The 14,175-nt window shown below is 60.5% G+C and carries 16 protein-coding genes; 3 read left to right on the forward strand and 13 right to left on the reverse strand.

The window, feature by feature from the left end; genetic code table 11:
* Positions 1 to 413: 413 nt before the first annotated feature.
* Positions 414 to 707 carry a putative quinol monooxygenase gene (locus tag O9X91_RS18785; RefSeq protein ID WP_162520520.1) on the forward strand — a complete coding sequence of 98 codons (294 nt, stop codon included), beginning with the start codon at positions 414 to 416 and terminating at the stop codon, positions 705 to 707.
* Between the two features lie 77 nt (positions 708 to 784).
* On the opposite strand, the gene O9X91_RS18790 is transcribed toward O9X91_RS18785, so the two are convergent.
* Entirely contained in the window at positions 785 to 2,686 is a 1,902-nt protein-coding gene (locus tag O9X91_RS18790) for a bifunctional sugar phosphate isomerase/epimerase/4-hydroxyphenylpyruvate dioxygenase family protein (RefSeq protein WP_142913320.1), read from the reverse strand.
* A gap of 119 nt (positions 2,687 to 2,805) precedes the next feature.
* Between O9X91_RS18790 and O9X91_RS18795 the strand changes: the two genes are divergently transcribed.
* Positions 2,806 to 3,498 (forward strand): TetR/AcrR family transcriptional regulator, encoded by a 693-nt coding sequence (locus tag O9X91_RS18795; RefSeq protein WP_142913113.1) that lies wholly within the window; start codon positions 2,806 to 2,808, stop codon positions 3,496 to 3,498.
* Here O9X91_RS18795 and aroQ read toward each other — a convergent pair.
* The 11 genes from aroQ to pcaD form a co-directional block, all read right to left on the reverse strand.
* The gene (gene aroQ, locus O9X91_RS18800) at positions 3,473 to 3,916 is read right to left on the reverse strand and encodes a type II 3-dehydroquinate dehydratase (protein ID WP_142913111.1); all 444 of its coding nucleotides are present in this window, start codon (positions 3,914 to 3,916) and stop codon (positions 3,473 to 3,475) included. The two genes, O9X91_RS18795 and aroQ, sit on opposite strands and share 26 nt — an antisense overlap.
* Complete coding sequence (locus O9X91_RS18805; protein ID WP_142913109.1) at positions 3,913 to 4,782, reverse strand: shikimate dehydrogenase; 870 nt, start codon at positions 4,780 to 4,782, stop codon at positions 3,913 to 3,915. Before O9X91_RS18805 ends, aroQ begins: the two co-directional genes overlap by 4 nt.
* Positions 4,783 to 4,854: 72 nt before the next feature.
* Entirely contained in the window at positions 4,855 to 5,616 is a 762-nt protein-coding gene (locus O9X91_RS18810) for an amino acid ABC transporter ATP-binding protein (protein WP_077984031.1), read from the reverse strand.
* A 13-nt stretch (positions 5,617 to 5,629) separates the two neighbouring features.
* Positions 5,630 to 6,469: a transporter substrate-binding domain-containing protein gene (locus O9X91_RS18815; protein ID WP_142913107.1), complete on the reverse strand. Its 840-nt coding sequence runs from the start codon at positions 6,467 to 6,469 to the stop codon at positions 5,630 to 5,632.
* A gap of 39 nt (positions 6,470 to 6,508) precedes the next feature.
* Complete coding sequence (locus tag O9X91_RS18820) at positions 6,509 to 7,159, reverse strand: amino acid ABC transporter permease (protein WP_142913105.1); 651 nt, start codon at positions 7,157 to 7,159, stop codon at positions 6,509 to 6,511.
* Positions 7,160 to 7,169: 10 nt separating this feature from the next.
* Positions 7,170 to 7,838, reverse strand: coding sequence for an amino acid ABC transporter permease (locus O9X91_RS18825; protein WP_269833810.1), 669 nt, complete (start codon positions 7,836 to 7,838; stop codon positions 7,170 to 7,172).
* A gap of 367 nt (positions 7,839 to 8,205) precedes the next feature.
* On the reverse strand, positions 8,206 to 9,267 hold the full coding sequence (locus O9X91_RS18830) for a 3-carboxy-cis,cis-muconate cycloisomerase (protein ID WP_142913102.1): 1,062 nt from the start codon (positions 9,265 to 9,267) through the stop codon (positions 8,206 to 8,208).
* A gap of 68 nt (positions 9,268 to 9,335) precedes the next feature.
* Positions 9,336 to 9,956, reverse strand: coding sequence for a protocatechuate 3,4-dioxygenase subunit alpha (gene pcaG, locus O9X91_RS18835; RefSeq protein WP_077984026.1), 621 nt, complete (start codon positions 9,954 to 9,956; stop codon positions 9,336 to 9,338).
* A 2-nt stretch (positions 9,957 to 9,958) separates the two neighbouring features.
* On the reverse strand, positions 9,959 to 10,699 hold the full coding sequence (gene pcaH / locus O9X91_RS18840) for a protocatechuate 3,4-dioxygenase subunit beta (RefSeq protein WP_077984025.1): 741 nt from the start codon (positions 10,697 to 10,699) through the stop codon (positions 9,959 to 9,961).
* Positions 10,696 to 11,130 carry a 4-carboxymuconolactone decarboxylase gene (pcaC, locus tag O9X91_RS18845; protein ID WP_142913100.1) on the reverse strand — a complete coding sequence of 145 codons (435 nt, stop codon included), beginning with the start codon at positions 11,128 to 11,130 and terminating at the stop codon, positions 10,696 to 10,698. Before pcaC ends, pcaH begins: the two co-directional genes overlap by 4 nt.
* Before the next feature lie 3 nt (positions 11,131 to 11,133).
* Positions 11,134 to 11,931: a 3-oxoadipate enol-lactonase gene (gene pcaD, locus O9X91_RS18850; protein ID WP_142913099.1), complete on the reverse strand. Its 798-nt coding sequence runs from the start codon at positions 11,929 to 11,931 to the stop codon at positions 11,134 to 11,136.
* A gap of 94 nt (positions 11,932 to 12,025) precedes the next feature.
* Between pcaD and pcaQ the strand changes: the two genes are divergently transcribed.
* Positions 12,026 to 12,970, forward strand: a complete 945-nt coding sequence (pcaQ, locus tag O9X91_RS18855) for a pca operon transcription factor PcaQ (protein WP_142913097.1) — start codon at positions 12,026 to 12,028, stop codon at positions 12,968 to 12,970.
* Here pcaQ and pobA read toward each other — a convergent pair.
* Positions 12,964 to 14,136 (reverse strand): 4-hydroxybenzoate 3-monooxygenase, encoded by a 1,173-nt coding sequence (pobA, locus tag O9X91_RS18860; RefSeq protein ID WP_142913095.1) that lies wholly within the window; start codon positions 14,134 to 14,136, stop codon positions 12,964 to 12,966. The genes pcaQ and pobA overlap by 7 nt on opposite strands.
* Between the last annotated feature and the right edge of the window lie 39 nt (positions 14,137 to 14,175).

The raw sequence follows: 14,175 nt of genomic DNA on the forward strand, positions 1-14,175 counted from the left end.
ACGCCTGCTGGGCGACACCGCACTGAAGGCAGAGAAGGCAACGAAAAGTCGCATGTTTCAGGCCGCTTTGCCGGCAAAATGCCGGTTGGCCGCCGCCCGCTGAAACGGCACATTCGATGCCCCCAAAGCGCCGCAGGCAACCTCAGCGGCGCTGGCCGGACGATTTGCGTCGGACGCAGATTCGACGATGCGCATGTAACTCTAATTCCCCACCCTTGTTTTGCCGAAAAAGCTAACAAAACCGAACAATCATGTCCAGAGTGTTGAACAATTTTTATGTACTGCTCTACAAATACGCAGCTGCACCGATTTTGAGCGCGGGTTCTGGAAGAATGCTTCGCAATGATGCGTGTATTTCGAAATGATCGTCGATAGAACCTTTGAGATGAATGATGAGGAATGGAGTCTCGGCCATGAACGACCAGGCGGGCGCAGTCAGGCTGAGCGGATTTTTACGGTGCTTGTCGAAGGACGATGTCGAACTGGTCCGGCGCCGCCTTGCCGAACATCTTCGCCTGACCAGAGAGGAACCCGGCTGTCTTTCCTTCGAAGTGTTCGAGACGGACGATCCCCTGATCTGGCAGGTGGAGGAGCTTTTTGCCGACCGTGCTGCCTTCGATTTTCTTCAGGAGCGGACGCGGGCGTCCGAGTGGTTCAGGGCGACCTCCGCCATTCCGCGCGACTATGAGATAACGACATTGGCGTGAATGAAAACAGGCCGCAGCGGCATCCCTGCTGTCCGCGGCCTGTCTGGATTTCCCCGATCGTATTTCGGTGCCAGGATTTATTCCTTCGGCATGCCGACCGGCGGCGCAAGCCGTCTTTGCGCGGCGATGCGGAAGGGGGCGTTCATCGCGCCATAACCGCCATAGGCTCCGCGCCTTTCGATGATTTCGAAGAAGAAACCTTCCCCGAAGGTGCGGCTGTATATCTGGAAATATTCGCCATTGTCGTCGCGGTCATAAAGAATGCTTGCCGCCCTGAGCGCATCGGAAAATTCCGGTTCCAGCCCGAAACGGGCTTCCAGATCGTCGTAATAATTGCGCGAGATCGGCAGGGCGTGGAACCCGCGCGCCTGCAGTGCTTTTGCTGTGGCGAAGATGTCGTCGGTGGCAAATGCGATGTGCTGGATGCTGGTGCCGAAGCCCTCGGCCAGAAATTTGCCGGCGAAGGTCTTGCGATTGTCGGCACCGTTCATGGTCAGGCGGAAAAGCGGCGAGGGCACGCTTTCAATCGCCTGGCTGCGCACCAGTCCGCCGGGATCCACCACATCGACCATCGGCGTGCGCCGGGTGGAAAACAGCGAGGTGTAAAACAGAAGCCAGGTCAGCATTTCATCGTAATGCGTTGTTTGCGCGAGGTGATCGATCCGCTTCAGTCCTGCGTCGCCCGCCGGTTCTTGGTTGTCGGTGGGCGCAAATTCCTTGTCCCAGATGGAGGAAAGCTCTGGTGAGCCGTCGAGGAAATAGATGACGCCGTTGCCCACGCCCTGAATGGCGGGAACGGCGACTTCGCCTGACTTGCGCGGCTCGGCGAAGGTGGGCGCGCCGAGCGCTTCTGCCCGGGCAAGGGCTGCTGCGGCATCATCCACCTTCAGCCCGAAGGCATAGGCATTGGTGCCGTGGATGGAATAGGACGCGCCCGCGAAACTGTCGCCGCCATCGCTGGTATTGATGACAATGCGAATATCGCCCTGCGTATAAAGATCGACATCACGATTGCGGTGCCGGGCGGTGTTTTCAAAGCCGAGCGTGGCGAGAAGGGCTTCCAGATTGGGTTTTTCTTCCGGTGCCGTGGTGAATTCGACGAATTCCACGCCGTCCGTCTCCACTCGTTCCGGCATTGATGGCACATCGATGCGGATGTCGGGCTCGAGACGCCGGACCTGGTCCATGAGATTGATGAGCGAGCGGTGGCCGTCTTCGGCAAGCAGCCGGGCCGAGCCGCCGCGGAATTGGTCGTTGAAGATTTCGAGCGACAGCGGGCCGCTGTAACCGGTTGCGGCGACGGCGCGCATGAAATCCACCACCGGCAGATCGCCTTCGCCCGGCATGTTGCGGAAGTGGCGGCTCCAGTAGAGCAGGTCCATGTCGATCAGCGGCGCATCGGCAAGCTGCACGATGAAAATCTTGTCGCCGGGAATGGAGCGGATCGAATTGGGGTCGATCTTGCGCGACAGCGTGTGGAAACTATCGAGAATGATGCCGACATTGGCGTGATCGGCGCGGCGCACCACCTCCCAGGCATCGCGGTGATCGCTGATATGGCGGCCCCAGGCCAGGGCCTCGTAACCGACGCGCACGCCATGTTTTGCTGCCAATTCACCGAGCTGATGGAAATCGGCGGCGGCGCGGTCGATGCCACCGAGCGAGACCGGCGAGACATTCGAGCAGATCAGCATCAGATCGGTGCCGAGTTCGCCCATGATGTCGAATTTGCGCTCAGCCCTCTCGAAGGCCCGTGCGCGGTGCGGTTCCGGCATGCCCTCGAAATCGCGGAATGGCTGGAAAAGGGTGATATCCAGCCCGTGATCGGCGGCCAAGGCCTTCACCTCGCGCGGCGAGGCGTCGTAAGTCAGGAAATCGTTTTCGAAAATCTCAACGCCGGAAAAGCCCGCCTTGGCGATGGCCGCCAGCTTTTCGGGGAATTCGCCGCTGATCGATACGGTTGCAATGGATGTGCGCATTGGCATGCCGTGTCTTATTGTGTCATAGCTCGCCATATTGCCTTCCTTTTCAGCATTATGTACTGATTGGTTAATAAAGGGACCGCCGCCGGATGGCAGCCCCGTCCAGGGAATGAAGCATGAGCAAAAGCACGACCTTGAGCGGCGCCCGCGATACCCGGCAGGCGAAACGCGACCCGGAAGGGGTGCGCCGCGACATTCTTTCGGTCGCGATGGAGGAGTTTTCGCAAAACGGACTTTCCGGCGCGCGTATCGATGAGATCGCGGCGCGTACGCGAACCTCCAAGCGCATGATTTATTATTATTTCACCGACAAGCAGAGCCTTTATCAGCGTGTGCTTGAAGAGGCCTATGCCAAGGTGCGCGGCGGCGAAAGCGATCTGGAGCTGGACGGTCTGGAGCCGGCGGCGGCGCTCGACAAGCTCTGTCGGTTCACCTTCGATCACCACAGGCGCAATCCGGCTTTCATCCGCATGGTGATGATTGAGAACATCCACCATGGCCGGCATATGCAGTCGTCCGAAACGATCCGTCAGCTCAACCGCCCGGCGATCGACGCGCTCGAAAGCGTGCTGCTGCGCGGCCAGAAAAGCGGCGTCTTTCGCGAGGGCATCGATGCACTGGAACTGCACTGGCAGATCAGCGCGCTGTCCTTTTTCAATGTCTCGAATGTTGCAACCTTCTCGTTCATCTTCGGCGACAGCCTTTATACGGACAAGGGCCAGGAGACATTGTCGCGGCATGTCAGCGACATGGTGCTGCGTTATGTGCTGACGCCCGCCCATATCACGACGGGCGCGAAAGACGGTTGATGAGGTGGCGCAGCGCCACTTCATAACCTTCGATGCCGAGACCGGCGATCACGCCTTCGGCGCGGGTCGAGACGTAAGAATGGTGCCGGAAAACCTCGCGTTTGTGGATGTTGGAAATGTGAACCTCGATCACAGGCGCCTCGAAGGCATTGAGCGCATCGAGGATTGCCACCGAGGTGTGGGTAAAGGCGCCGGGATTGATGACAATTCCCGAAGACTTGCCGCGGGCTTCGTGTATCCAGTCGATCAGCTCATATTCCCGGTTGCTCTGGGCAAAAAACAGCTCGTGGCCAGCGGCATCAGCGATAGCACGGCAATTGGCTTCGATATCGGCGAGCGTTTCATAACCATAGATTTCCGGCTGGCGCTGGCCGAGCAGGTTGAGGTTGGGACCGTTCAGAACCGTGAAAAGGCTCATGCGACGCCCTCCGCCATGCAAAGTTCGGTAAAATGCGCCGTCATGCGCCCGGCATCCGGCTCGCGGCCGCAGAAGAGGCGGAATGCGCCGACGGCCTGAAACACCGTCATGCCGCCGCCGGGCAGGGTTCGACAGCCCTTTTTCGCTGCCGTCGCCAGCAATTCTGTGACAAGCGGCATGTAGACGATATCGGCCACCCAGTGCCGCCGTTCGATGAGATCGGCCGGAACCGGCATCCCGGGATGGGCCGGCATGCCCATCGGCGTTGCATGGATCAGGCCATCGGCAAAGGGCAGGGAGGCGGCGGGGTCTTTGACGGCAAGCGCGCGGCCTTCGCCGAAGCGGGCATTGAGTTCGCGGGCCAGTTGCTCCGCCCTTGGGAAATCCCGGTCGAAAATGTCGAGACGGGCGAAGTCGAGCTTCAATGCGGCATGGGCCACCGCAACGCCCGCGCCACCCGCGCCCACCAGAAGCGCCCGGTCACGCCGCGAATCCGGCAGGCCGCGCACGAAGCTTTCGTAAAAGCCGTACCAGTCGGTGTTGTGGCCGATGCGGCGTCCGTCCCGGAAGACGACCGTATTGACCGCGCCCAGCATGCGGGCATCGTCAGACAGTTCGTGCAGATGCGGAATAACGGCCTGCTTGAAGGGATGGGTGATGTTGGTGCCGGAAAAACCGCGCGCTTCCAGCTCGTCCAGCAGGTCGGGAAGGGCGCTCGGTGGCAGCTTGCGGGCGGTAACGTCCACCAGCTCGTAGGAATAATCGAGGCCGTGAGCCGCCCCTTCGCGCATGTGCAGCGCGGGCGATTTGGAAAGCTGTATGTCGGCGCCTATCAGGCCGACCTTGAAGGATGTTTGTTCTGTCATGATCGGGTGTCGCTCATCGGACGGTGTGGGAGAGGCGGGATTGTCCCCGCCCGCCTTAAGAGCGCGCGAACCTCAGTGATGGGCGAGAATTTCACCGAGGAACGTGCGCGTGCGCTGTTGCTTGGGATCGCGGAAGAATTCCTCCGGCGGGCCTTCCTCGATGATCTCGCCTTCCGACATGAAGATCACCCGGTCGGCCACCTGCCGTGCGAAACCCATTTCATGGGTCACGCAGATCATCGTCATGCCGTCACGGGCAAGGCCGATCATGGTGTCGAGGACTTCCTTCACCATTTCAGGGTCGAGAGCCGAGGTCGGCTCATCGAACAGCATCGCCTTCGGCTCCATGCACAGCGCCCGGGCAATCGCCGCGCGCTGTTGCTGGCCGCCGGAAAGCTGGGCCGGGTACTTGTCTGCCTGGTTGAGAATGCGCACGCGCTCCAGATATTTGCGCGCCGTCGCCTCCGCATCGGCTTTCGACAGGCCCTTCACGCGCATGGGCGCGAGCGTGCAGTTTTCCATGATAGTCTTGTGCGGGAAGAGATTGAAGCTCTGAAACACCATGCCCACTTCGCGGCGAACCGCATCGATGGCCCGGCTGGAATCGGACAGCATCGTTCCCTCGACCGTGATCTTGCCCTCCTGGATTTCTTCCAGATGGTTGATGCAGCGGATGAGCGTGGATTTGCCCGAACCGGACGGCCCGCAAAGAACGATTTTTTCGCCCTTGCGAACCGTCATGTTGACGTCTTTAAGCGCATGAAAGGCTCCATACCACTTTCCAACCCCTTCGAGGGCTATCAGCGGAACCTGTGCGGCGGCGGATTGCGGCATGGAAATCTCCTGCTTACTTCACGGTGAAGGGGATGTCGGGCAGGCTGTCCGGGAAGGCCGGGACTTCGCGCTTCATCCACTTGTCATAGATCTTGGCGAGCTGGCCGTCGGACTTGATCTTGTCGAGGAAGGCGTTGACGGTTTCGTTCCAGTCCTTTTCGCCGGGCCGGGTGCCGGCGCCGTTGTAGAGCGTCGTCAGGTCGAATTTCGGTTCGTATTTGCCTTCGGCAGCCTTGTTCAGGCGGTCGCCGTAGAACTGGTTGCCGCCGACGGCCTCGACCTGGCCGGAAATCAGCGCCTGAATATTGGCGGCGTCATCGTCGAAGCGCAGGATATTGGCCTTGGAGCCGGCGCCTGCGGTGATCGAGGTGTCCATGGCGCTCGACTTCGGCACGCCGACGGCGATGCCCGTCAGATCGTCATAGCCGGCGATCTTCTTGTCCTTCGGGCCATAGACCGAGAGCACGTTGCCGGCATAGGGCTTAGAATATTGAATGGTCTTGGCGCGTTCGGCCGTCATGCCCATGGTTGCGAATAGCAGGTCGACCTTGCCGGTCAGAAGGGCCGGAATGCGGTTTGCCACGGCGAGCGGTACGAACTCAACCTTGACCCCGAGATAATCGGCAAAGGCCTTGCCGATATCGGCATCGAGGCCGTCCTGCACGCCGCTGGAATTAACGAAGCCCCACGGTGAGTTGTCGCCCTGAATGCCGATGACGACCTTGCCCTTGGCCTTGGCCTCTTCCACCGTACCGGCGAAAGCATCGACCGGTGCGATGAAGGGCAGGGCAACCGTTGCCGCGGCAAGCGCGAGCAGGGCGCGACGAGAGAATTTCATGCTGGTGGTTTTCATCTTTTGCTCCTCCTTACAAAGCTGATGAGTTTTCGAGACTTAACGGGATGCGGCCTGCAGCCGCTTTTCAACACCGGCGCCCCACAGGGAAAGCGGCCAGCAGATCAGGAAATACATGATGCCGACGATGGCGAAGACGGTGAGTGGGCGGAACGTCTGGTTGGAGACGATCTGGCCGGCGCGCGACAATTCGACGAAGCCAACAATGGCCGCAAGCGAAGTGCCCTTGATAAGCTGCACGAGGAAACCGATGGTGGCGGGCAGCGAAATCTTGAAGGCCTGCGGCAGAACTACGTCCTTCATGCGCGAGATATAGTGCAGGCCGAGCGCATTGGCGGCCTCCGTCTGGCCTTTCGGCACCGCCTGGATGCCGCCGCGCCATATTTCGCCAAGGAAGGCGCTGGCATGCAGCGTAAAAGCAATGGCGACCGCAACCCAGGCATCGACATTGAGGCCCGCAAGCGCCACGCCGTAATAGACCACAAAAAGCTGCATCAGGAGCGGCGTGCCCTGGAAAACGGCGATGAATGCCGTGCTCGCCCTCTGGATCGCCGGGCTGTCCGCGACGCGGGCAAGCGCCACACAAAGGCCGAAGACGCCGCCGCCGATAAAACCGATGATGGTCAGCGCAAGCGTCCATTTCAGGCCTTGCAGCAGGAAGAAGAATTCGTTGGGACCGATGGATGCCATTGTCTTCTCCTCACTTGACCGGATAGCTGAAGGATGTGCGGGAGATGAGCGAGAAAATGCCCATCATCAGCGAGGAAATGATGAGATAAAGCAGCGTGATCGAGAAATAGACCTCGAAGGACCGGAAGGTATCGGCCTCGATCTTCTGCGCCACCGAGGTCAGCTCGTAAGCGGCGATCGAGGTGCAGACCGAGGTGGTCAGCGTCAACATGATGAACTGGCTGGTAAGCGAGGGATAGACCGCCCGCAGCGCCGGCTTCAGGATGATGTGCCGGAAGATTTGCGCGCGGTGAAGGCCAAGCGCAAGCCCCGCCTCCACCTGCCCCTTGGGAATGGAATCCACGCCGCCACGAATGATTTCTATCGCATAGGCGCCGCCGTTGAGAGCCAGCGCGATGATGGCCGTCACCGTCGGGTTGAGCTTGATACCAATCTGCGGCAGGGCGAAGAAGATGAAGAATATCTGCACCAGAAACGGTGTGTTGCGAATGGTTTCCACAAAGCCGATGACGAGGCCGCGCAGCAGCTTGAAGCGCGAGCGGCGGGCGACGACGCCCAGAACGCCGATGACGGTGGCGAGCGACATGCCGGCAATCGCAAGGCCGATCGTCGCCAGACAGGCTAAAAGCAGCTCGGGCAGGCGGTCTATGACCGCCGAAAAATCGAGACTGTAAGACATTCTTCCTCCCAACCCGTTCGGGTCCGGACAGGCGTTTCGCCGTGTCCTTATCGCTTTGGGAACCTTACGGCGCCAAAGCCCTCCATTCGTCTGACCATGTCCAGAAGGTTCTTTTCCTCACCTGCGGCATGACTTCAACATGATTGTTTGTACCAGTTAGTTCATTTTTATGTCAAGCGCTACACCCGGTCAAAAAGCAGCTAAAAAGCTGTTTTTTCTACATTCGATATTTTTAAGAAAATCTTTTGTTATCAATGGCTAATGCGCAAAGACCCAAGCGATTCCAACGCGCGAAAATCCTGCCGCCAATGAGGTGGCGGGAGGTGCCGGGAAAGCTGATTTAATCAAGAACTCGACGGTCTTCCGGTTAGCCGTCTTTCGCGCCCAGCCTGTCTATCTGTCCTGCGAGGCGTTCGGCGATCAGCAGGGACGCCCCTGTTGCCGTCACCATTTGTGGCAGTGTCATCCATTCCAGCATCCAGCCCGCACCCGACCTTTCCTGTTCATGGACAAGCGACTGGTGCAACGCCGAGATTTGCACGGCATTGAAGCGGGCCAGTGCCACCAGCGTTTCGGCATTGACCGGGTTCTGTTTGTGCGGCATGGCCGACGAGCCGCCGCCGCCGGAAAGGCGGATCTCCGCACCGAGCTCGGCCATCAGCGCGATATCCTGCCCGAACTTGCCGAGCGCGCCGGTGATCAGCGAGAGCAGATTGGCGAATTCGACGATGCCGTCGCGCTGGCTCTGCCATTGCGGCCTGTCGGCAAGGCCGAGCCGTTTTGCGAGATCGGCACGCACCGCTGCGGCATTGTCTCCAAGCTTTTCCAGCGTGCCGGCAGCCCCGCCGAATTGCAGGACGAAGCCGCTCTGTGCGAATGTTTCGAGCCGCAGCAGATGGCGCTCAAGCGGCGCAGTCCAGCTCGCCGCCCGGGCGGCGACGGTGATGCCGATGGCGGCCTGCATACGGGTATAGCCTGTCAGCGGGTTGCGGCCGTCGCGGGAGGCAAGGTCTCCCAGCGCATCGATGAGGTGGCCGAGGCGGGCCGTGATGATTTCCGCCGCAGCCTTCAGCCGCAGCATCAGGCTGGTGTCGATGACATCCTGGCTGGTGGCGCCGAAATGCACCCTGTCGGCCGCCTTGCCGCCGACTGACGCGCGCATCTGCCGGATGAGTTCGGGAACCACGACGCCGTCCTTCGCGACGCCATGGCGAAGCGCGGTCATATCGGCGGCAAAGTCCGAAAGCCGCGAAACGATTTCTTCTGCCGCCTCCTCGGGGATAATGCCGGCCTGTGCTTCCGCCTGCGCCAGCCCCGTCTCGAAACGGACCATGGCGTCGATATCCGCTCTTGCCGAAAACAGCTCGACGATTTCACTGTCGCCGAAGAGGCCTGACAGAAACGGATGCTCGAAGGGGGAAAGGCTCATCTTCCGTCTCGCTTTCTTTTGCGCATATCCTCGTCGCAAAACCGCTGCACACCTTAGCGCGATATGCGTCAGATATCGAAAAACACGGTTTCGCCTTCGCCCTGAAGACGGATATCGAAGCGATAAACGTTGCCTTCTTCCTTTTTGGCGACAAGCGTGGCGATGCGGCTTTTTTGCTCGATGCGGGCAAGAACCGGGTCGGCGGCATTGGCCTCCTGCTCTTCCGGGAAATACATGCGGGTCTGCAGGCCTATATTGATGCCGCGGGCGACGATCCAGAAGGTGATGTGCGGCGCCATCGGCCGGCCATCGCGGAAGGGCACGGTACCAGGCTTGATCGTCTCGAAGACGAATTCGCCCGTATCCATGTCGCCGGGCGAACGGCCCCAGCCGATGAAATTCGGATCGGCCTTGCCCCGCGTTTCGCTGGGGCTGTTGTAATAACCGTCGCAATCGGCCTGCCAGATTTCGATCAGCGCGTCCTTCAGCGCCATTCCCGCACCGTCATAGACAGTGCCGCGCACGCTGATGCGTTCGCCGCGGGCCTTGTCGTTATAAAGCGGACCTGAACCGAGATCCCGCTCGAACACGCCCTCGATGCCGACGAAATTCGGCGTGCAGCCGATATGCACGTAAGGGCCTGCCGTCTGCGAGGCGGTTTCCTTGAGATAGCTGAGCGGCTGAACCATGGTCAGTTTCCCTCCATGCGGTTTTCGAAAAGGGTCGAGCGGCGGCCGCGCAGGACGATATCGAACTTGTAGGCGAGCATGTCCATCGGCAGCGTCGCATTCATGTCCAGCGGTGCGATCAGGCGTTTGATCGCGTCCTCATCGGGGATTGTCTTCACGATCGGACATTTCCAGATCAGCGGATCGCCTTCGAAATACATCTGGGTAATCAGCCGCTGGGCAAAGCCGTGGCCGAAGACTGAGAAGTGAATATGGGCCGGCCGCCAGTCATTGACGCCGTTCGGCCAGGGATAAGCCCCGGGCTGGATGGTCTTGAACCAGTAATAGCCGTTTTCATCCGTGATCGTGCGGCCGACGCCGCCAAAATTCGGATCGATGGCGGCTAGGTAACTTTCCTTTTTGTGGCGGTAACGGCCGCCGGCATTGGCCTGCCAGAATTCCACCAGTGCGCCGTCCACGCCGCGGCCGCGTTCGTCCAGCACCCGGCCGTGGACCAGAATGCGCGGGCCAACAGGCATTTCGCCGGGGCGGGCATAGTTGAGGATGAGGTCGTTATCCAGCGGGTTGAGCATGCCATGGCCGAAAACGGGGCCGGTGATCTCGCTTTTGGTGCCCTCAAGCGAAATCAGGGCGCGCTGCGGCGAGCGCAGGATCGAGGTCTTGTAGCCGGGCGCATAGGCGAGCGGATGAATATCGCGGTTGCGCGCGAAGAAGGGCCCGGTTTCGGGCGGTTGGTTGCTCATTTCGTCTCCTCCCCATCGCCAGAATTATCAGCGGAATTATCGGCCTTCATACCGGCCAGGGCAAGCTTGGCGATCTTGAAAGCGTGGTTGGCGGCGGGCACGCCGGCATAGATCGCCACATGCAGCAGTGCCTCGCGAATATCCGCTTCGGTGGCGCCGGTATTGGCGGTGGCGCGCACATGCATGGCCAGCTCCTCGTCCTGCCCGAGGGCGGCGAGCAGGGCGATGGTCACCATCGAGCGCTCCCGCTTCGTCCAGTGGTTGCCGGACCAGACCGTTCCCCAGGCGGCTTCGGTGATGAGCTGCTGGAAAGGCTGGTCGAAACCGGACGTCATGGTCTGCGCCCGGTCCACATGGGCGTCGCCGAGTACGGAGCGGCGGGTCTTCATGCCCTGTTCAAATCTTGCGTTCTTGTCGATATGGTCCGCCATCGGTCAATGCTCCGGCAAGGTATTGAGAAAAATGCCTGCCGCCTGTGCGTAAACGAGCGGCTGTTCGAGGCAGGGAATATGGCCGCAGCCGGCAATGGTGACGAAGCGGCTTGCGGGAATGAGACCGGCCAGCGATTGCACCAGTTCCGGCGGGGTAGAGCCATCCTGATCGCCCGCGACACAAAGCGTCGGCACGGCGATGCGCCCGGCCTCTTCGGTAAAATCCGCATCGCGGATGGCCGCACACGTGCCGCTGTAACCGGCCTCCGGCTGTTGCGAAAGCATATTGCGCGCGCCGGCATAGACGGCGTTGTCAGGCTGACGGAAGGCGGGTGTAAACCAACGCTCCATGACGGGATCGACCAGCGAGACGAGGCCGTCTGCGGCGATCTTGTCGATGCGGGCGTTCCACACCTCGGCCGTGCCGATCTTGTGTGCGGTGTTGCTGAGTATGAGCGCGCGCACCAGATCGGGACGGCGGGCATAAAGCCCCTGCGCAATCAGGCCGCCGACCGACAGGCCCCAGATGATCGCGCTCTTCACGCCAAGATGATCGAGGAGTGCGATCAGATCGCCGGCGTGATCGTCGATGGAATAGGGCGGCTGCCCGACATCGGAAAGCCCATGGCCGCGCTTGTCGTGCAGCACATAGGCATAATCATCGCCAAGCGCTTCAATCACCGCATCCCAGATGCGGAAATCCGTGCCGAGCGAATTGATGAAGGCGACGACCGGCTTGCCTGTGTCCAATCCCTTGACGTGATAATGGATCACCGTCTCGCCGCAGCGCAGAAAATGCATGATGTGCTCCTCCTGCCGGGGATATTGCAAGCGGGTTCCGGTTAAGTAAAATGACATTATCGATGAAAATCATAACCACTGGATTATATGAGCGATGGTCGATCAGCGTATCAAGTTCCGCCACCTGCAGACTTTCGTGGAGGTGGCGCGGCAAAAAAGCGTCATCCGGGCCGCGGAGATCCTGCATGTCAGCCAGCCGGCGGTAACGAAGACGATCCGTGAACTGGAAGAGATTCTCGGCGTCTCGCTGTTCGACCGGGAGGGGCGCGGCATCCGCATCAGCCGTTATGGCGAGGTGTTCCTGCGCCACGCGGGCGCGACGATGACGGCGTTGCGCCAGGCGGTCGATTCGGTATCGCAGGAGGCGGCGCGCGCCGGTCCGCCGGTGCGGGTCGGCGCTCTGCCCACGGTGTCTGTTCGCATCATGCCGAAGGCGATGGCCGGATTTCTGGCGGAAAAGACCGGCAGCCCGGTGAAGATCGTGACGGGAGAAAATGCGGTTCTGCTGGAGCAGCTGCGTGTCGGCGATCTCGATCTCGTCGTCGGGCGTCTCGCCGCGCCGCAGAAAATGGCCGGTTTTTCCTTCGAGCATCTCTATTCGGAAAAAGTGCGCTTCGTGGTGCGCGCCGGCCATCCGCTGCTCTTACCCGGCCTTTCCGTGTTCGATCACCTGCATGAATATCCGGTGTTGATGCCGACACGCCAATCAGTCATCGGCCCAGTCGTCGAGCAGTTCCTGATCGCCAACGGCGTGCCGGCCCTGCCGATCCGCATCGAAACCGTGTCCGACGCCTTCGGCCGCGCCTTCCTGCGCACCAGCGATGCGATCTGGATCATCTCGGAAGGCGTGGTGGCGGCCGATGTGGCGGATGGTATTCTCGCAATCCTGCCCGTCGAGACCGGCGATACCAGTGGCCCGGTGGGGCTGACGGTGAGGGCCGATACGCAGCCCACGCTGCCGCTGTCGTTGCTGATGCAGGCCATCCGCGAGGCGGCGGGCGAGTTGCTGGATGGTCGGCCGGAGGCTGTCTCTCAGTAAGGAAGCCCCACATAATTCTCCGCAAGCGCGGTGGAAGCGGCGCGCGATTGCACCAGGTAATCCAGCTCCGCCTCCTGTATGCGCTGGCCAAAATCTCCGGTATCGGGGAAGCGGTGCATCATCGTTGTCATCCACCAGGAAAAGCGCACCGCCTTCCAGACGCGGGAAAGCGCTTTGTGCGAATAGCCGTCGATGCCGGCCTCGGACTTCTCGCGATAAAATTCGATCAGCGCCTCGCTCAGATAATGAACATCGCTGGCGGCAAGGTTAAGGCCCTTGGCGCCCGTCGGCGGCACGATATGGGCGGCGTCTCCGGCCAGAAACATCCTTCCGAACCGCATCGGTTCACAGACGAATGACCGGAGCGGCGCGATGGATTTTTCAAAGGACGGGCCTGTGACCATGGCATCCGCATGGTTTTCCGGCAGGCGGCGGCGGATTTCGTCGAAGAAGCGCTGGTCGCTCCAGTCTTCCGGCCGGTCCTCCAGCGAACATTGAATGTAATAACGGCTGCGCGTGTTTGAGCGCATGGAACAGAGCGCAAAACCACGCGGATGGTTGGCATAGATGAGTTCGTGATTGACCGGCGGCACGTCAGCGAGAATGCCGAGCCAGCCAAAAGGATAGACCTTCTCGAATTCCTTGATCGCCCCCTGCGGCACCGATTTGCGGCTCACCCCGTGAAAGCCGTCGCAACCGGCGATGAAATCGCAATCGATACGGTGGGTTACGCCGTCCTTCTGATAGGTGACATAGGGGCTTGCGCCATCGAAATCATGCGGTTCGACATTGCCGGCGTCGTAGATGGTCACAAGATTTGCCGCTTCGCGTCTATCCATCAGGTCATGGGTCACCTCGGTCTGGCCATAAACCATGACGCGTTTGCCGTCGGTCAGGTCGAAGAGATCGATGCGGTGGTCGCGGCCGCCGAAGGTCAGCGAAAAACCGTCATGCGGGAGGCCTTCCCGGTGCAGGCGCTTATCCGCGCCGACCTTTTCCATGAGTTGCACCGTGCCTTCTTCCAGCACGCCGGCGCGGACACGGCCAAGAATGTACTCCTTGCTGACCCGGTCGAGAATGACGGTCTCGACGCCGGCTCCCGCCAGAAGCTGGCCAAGCAGCAGCCCCGAGGGACCGGAGCCGATGATGACGACCTGTGTACGCATTGTTTCCTCCCGAACTTGTCTCCTATCAAGAATTGACGA

Origin of the sequence: Agrobacterium salinitolerans (genome assembly GCF_027498475.1) — a bacterium.
Classification (GTDB): Bacteria; Pseudomonadota; Alphaproteobacteria; order Rhizobiales; family Rhizobiaceae; genus Agrobacterium; species Agrobacterium salinitolerans.

Excerpts from the sequence above, each read along its gene's own strand:
- O9X91_RS18785 (WP_162520520.1), top strand. The coding sequence starts at position 414 with ATGAACGACCAGGCGGGCGCAGTCAGGCTGAGCGGATTTTTACGGTGC.
- O9X91_RS18790 (WP_142913320.1), bottom strand. The coding sequence starts at position 2,686 with ATGCGCACATCCATTGCAACCGTATCGATCAGCGGCGAATTCCCCGAA.
- O9X91_RS18795 (WP_142913113.1), top strand. The coding sequence starts at position 2,806 with ATGAGCAAAAGCACGACCTTGAGCGGCGCCCGCGATACCCGGCAGGCG.
- aroQ (WP_142913111.1), bottom strand. The coding sequence starts at position 3,916 with ATGAGCCTTTTCACGGTTCTGAACGGTCCCAACCTCAACCTGCTCGGC.
- O9X91_RS18805 (WP_142913109.1), bottom strand. The coding sequence starts at position 4,782 with ATGACAGAACAAACATCCTTCAAGGTCGGCCTGATAGGCGCCGACATA.
- O9X91_RS18810 (WP_077984031.1), bottom strand. The coding sequence starts at position 5,616 with ATGCCGCAATCCGCCGCCGCACAGGTTCCGCTGATAGCCCTCGAAGGG.
- O9X91_RS18815 (WP_142913107.1), bottom strand. The coding sequence starts at position 6,469 with ATGAAAACCACCAGCATGAAATTCTCTCGTCGCGCCCTGCTCGCGCTT.
- O9X91_RS18820 (WP_142913105.1), bottom strand. The coding sequence starts at position 7,159 with ATGGCATCCATCGGTCCCAACGAATTCTTCTTCCTGCTGCAAGGCCTG.
- O9X91_RS18825 (WP_269833810.1), bottom strand. The coding sequence starts at position 7,838 with ATGTCTTACAGTCTCGATTTTTCGGCGGTCATAGACCGCCTGCCCGAG.
- O9X91_RS18830 (WP_142913102.1), bottom strand. The coding sequence starts at position 9,267 with ATGAGCCTTTCCCCCTTCGAGCATCCGTTTCTGTCAGGCCTCTTCGGC.
- pcaG (WP_077984026.1), bottom strand. The coding sequence starts at position 9,956 with ATGGTTCAGCCGCTCAGCTATCTCAAGGAAACCGCCTCGCAGACGGCA.
- pcaH (WP_077984025.1), bottom strand. The coding sequence starts at position 10,699 with ATGAGCAACCAACCGCCCGAAACCGGGCCCTTCTTCGCGCGCAACCGC.
- pcaC (WP_142913100.1), bottom strand. The coding sequence starts at position 11,130 with ATGGCGGACCATATCGACAAGAACGCAAGATTTGAACAGGGCATGAAG.
- pcaD (WP_142913099.1), bottom strand. The coding sequence starts at position 11,931 with ATGCATTTTCTGCGCTGCGGCGAGACGGTGATCCATTATCACGTCAAG.
- pcaQ (WP_142913097.1), top strand. The coding sequence starts at position 12,026 with ATGGTCGATCAGCGTATCAAGTTCCGCCACCTGCAGACTTTCGTGGAG.
- pobA (WP_142913095.1), bottom strand. The coding sequence starts at position 14,136 with ATGCGTACACAGGTCGTCATCATCGGCTCCGGTCCCTCGGGGCTGCTG.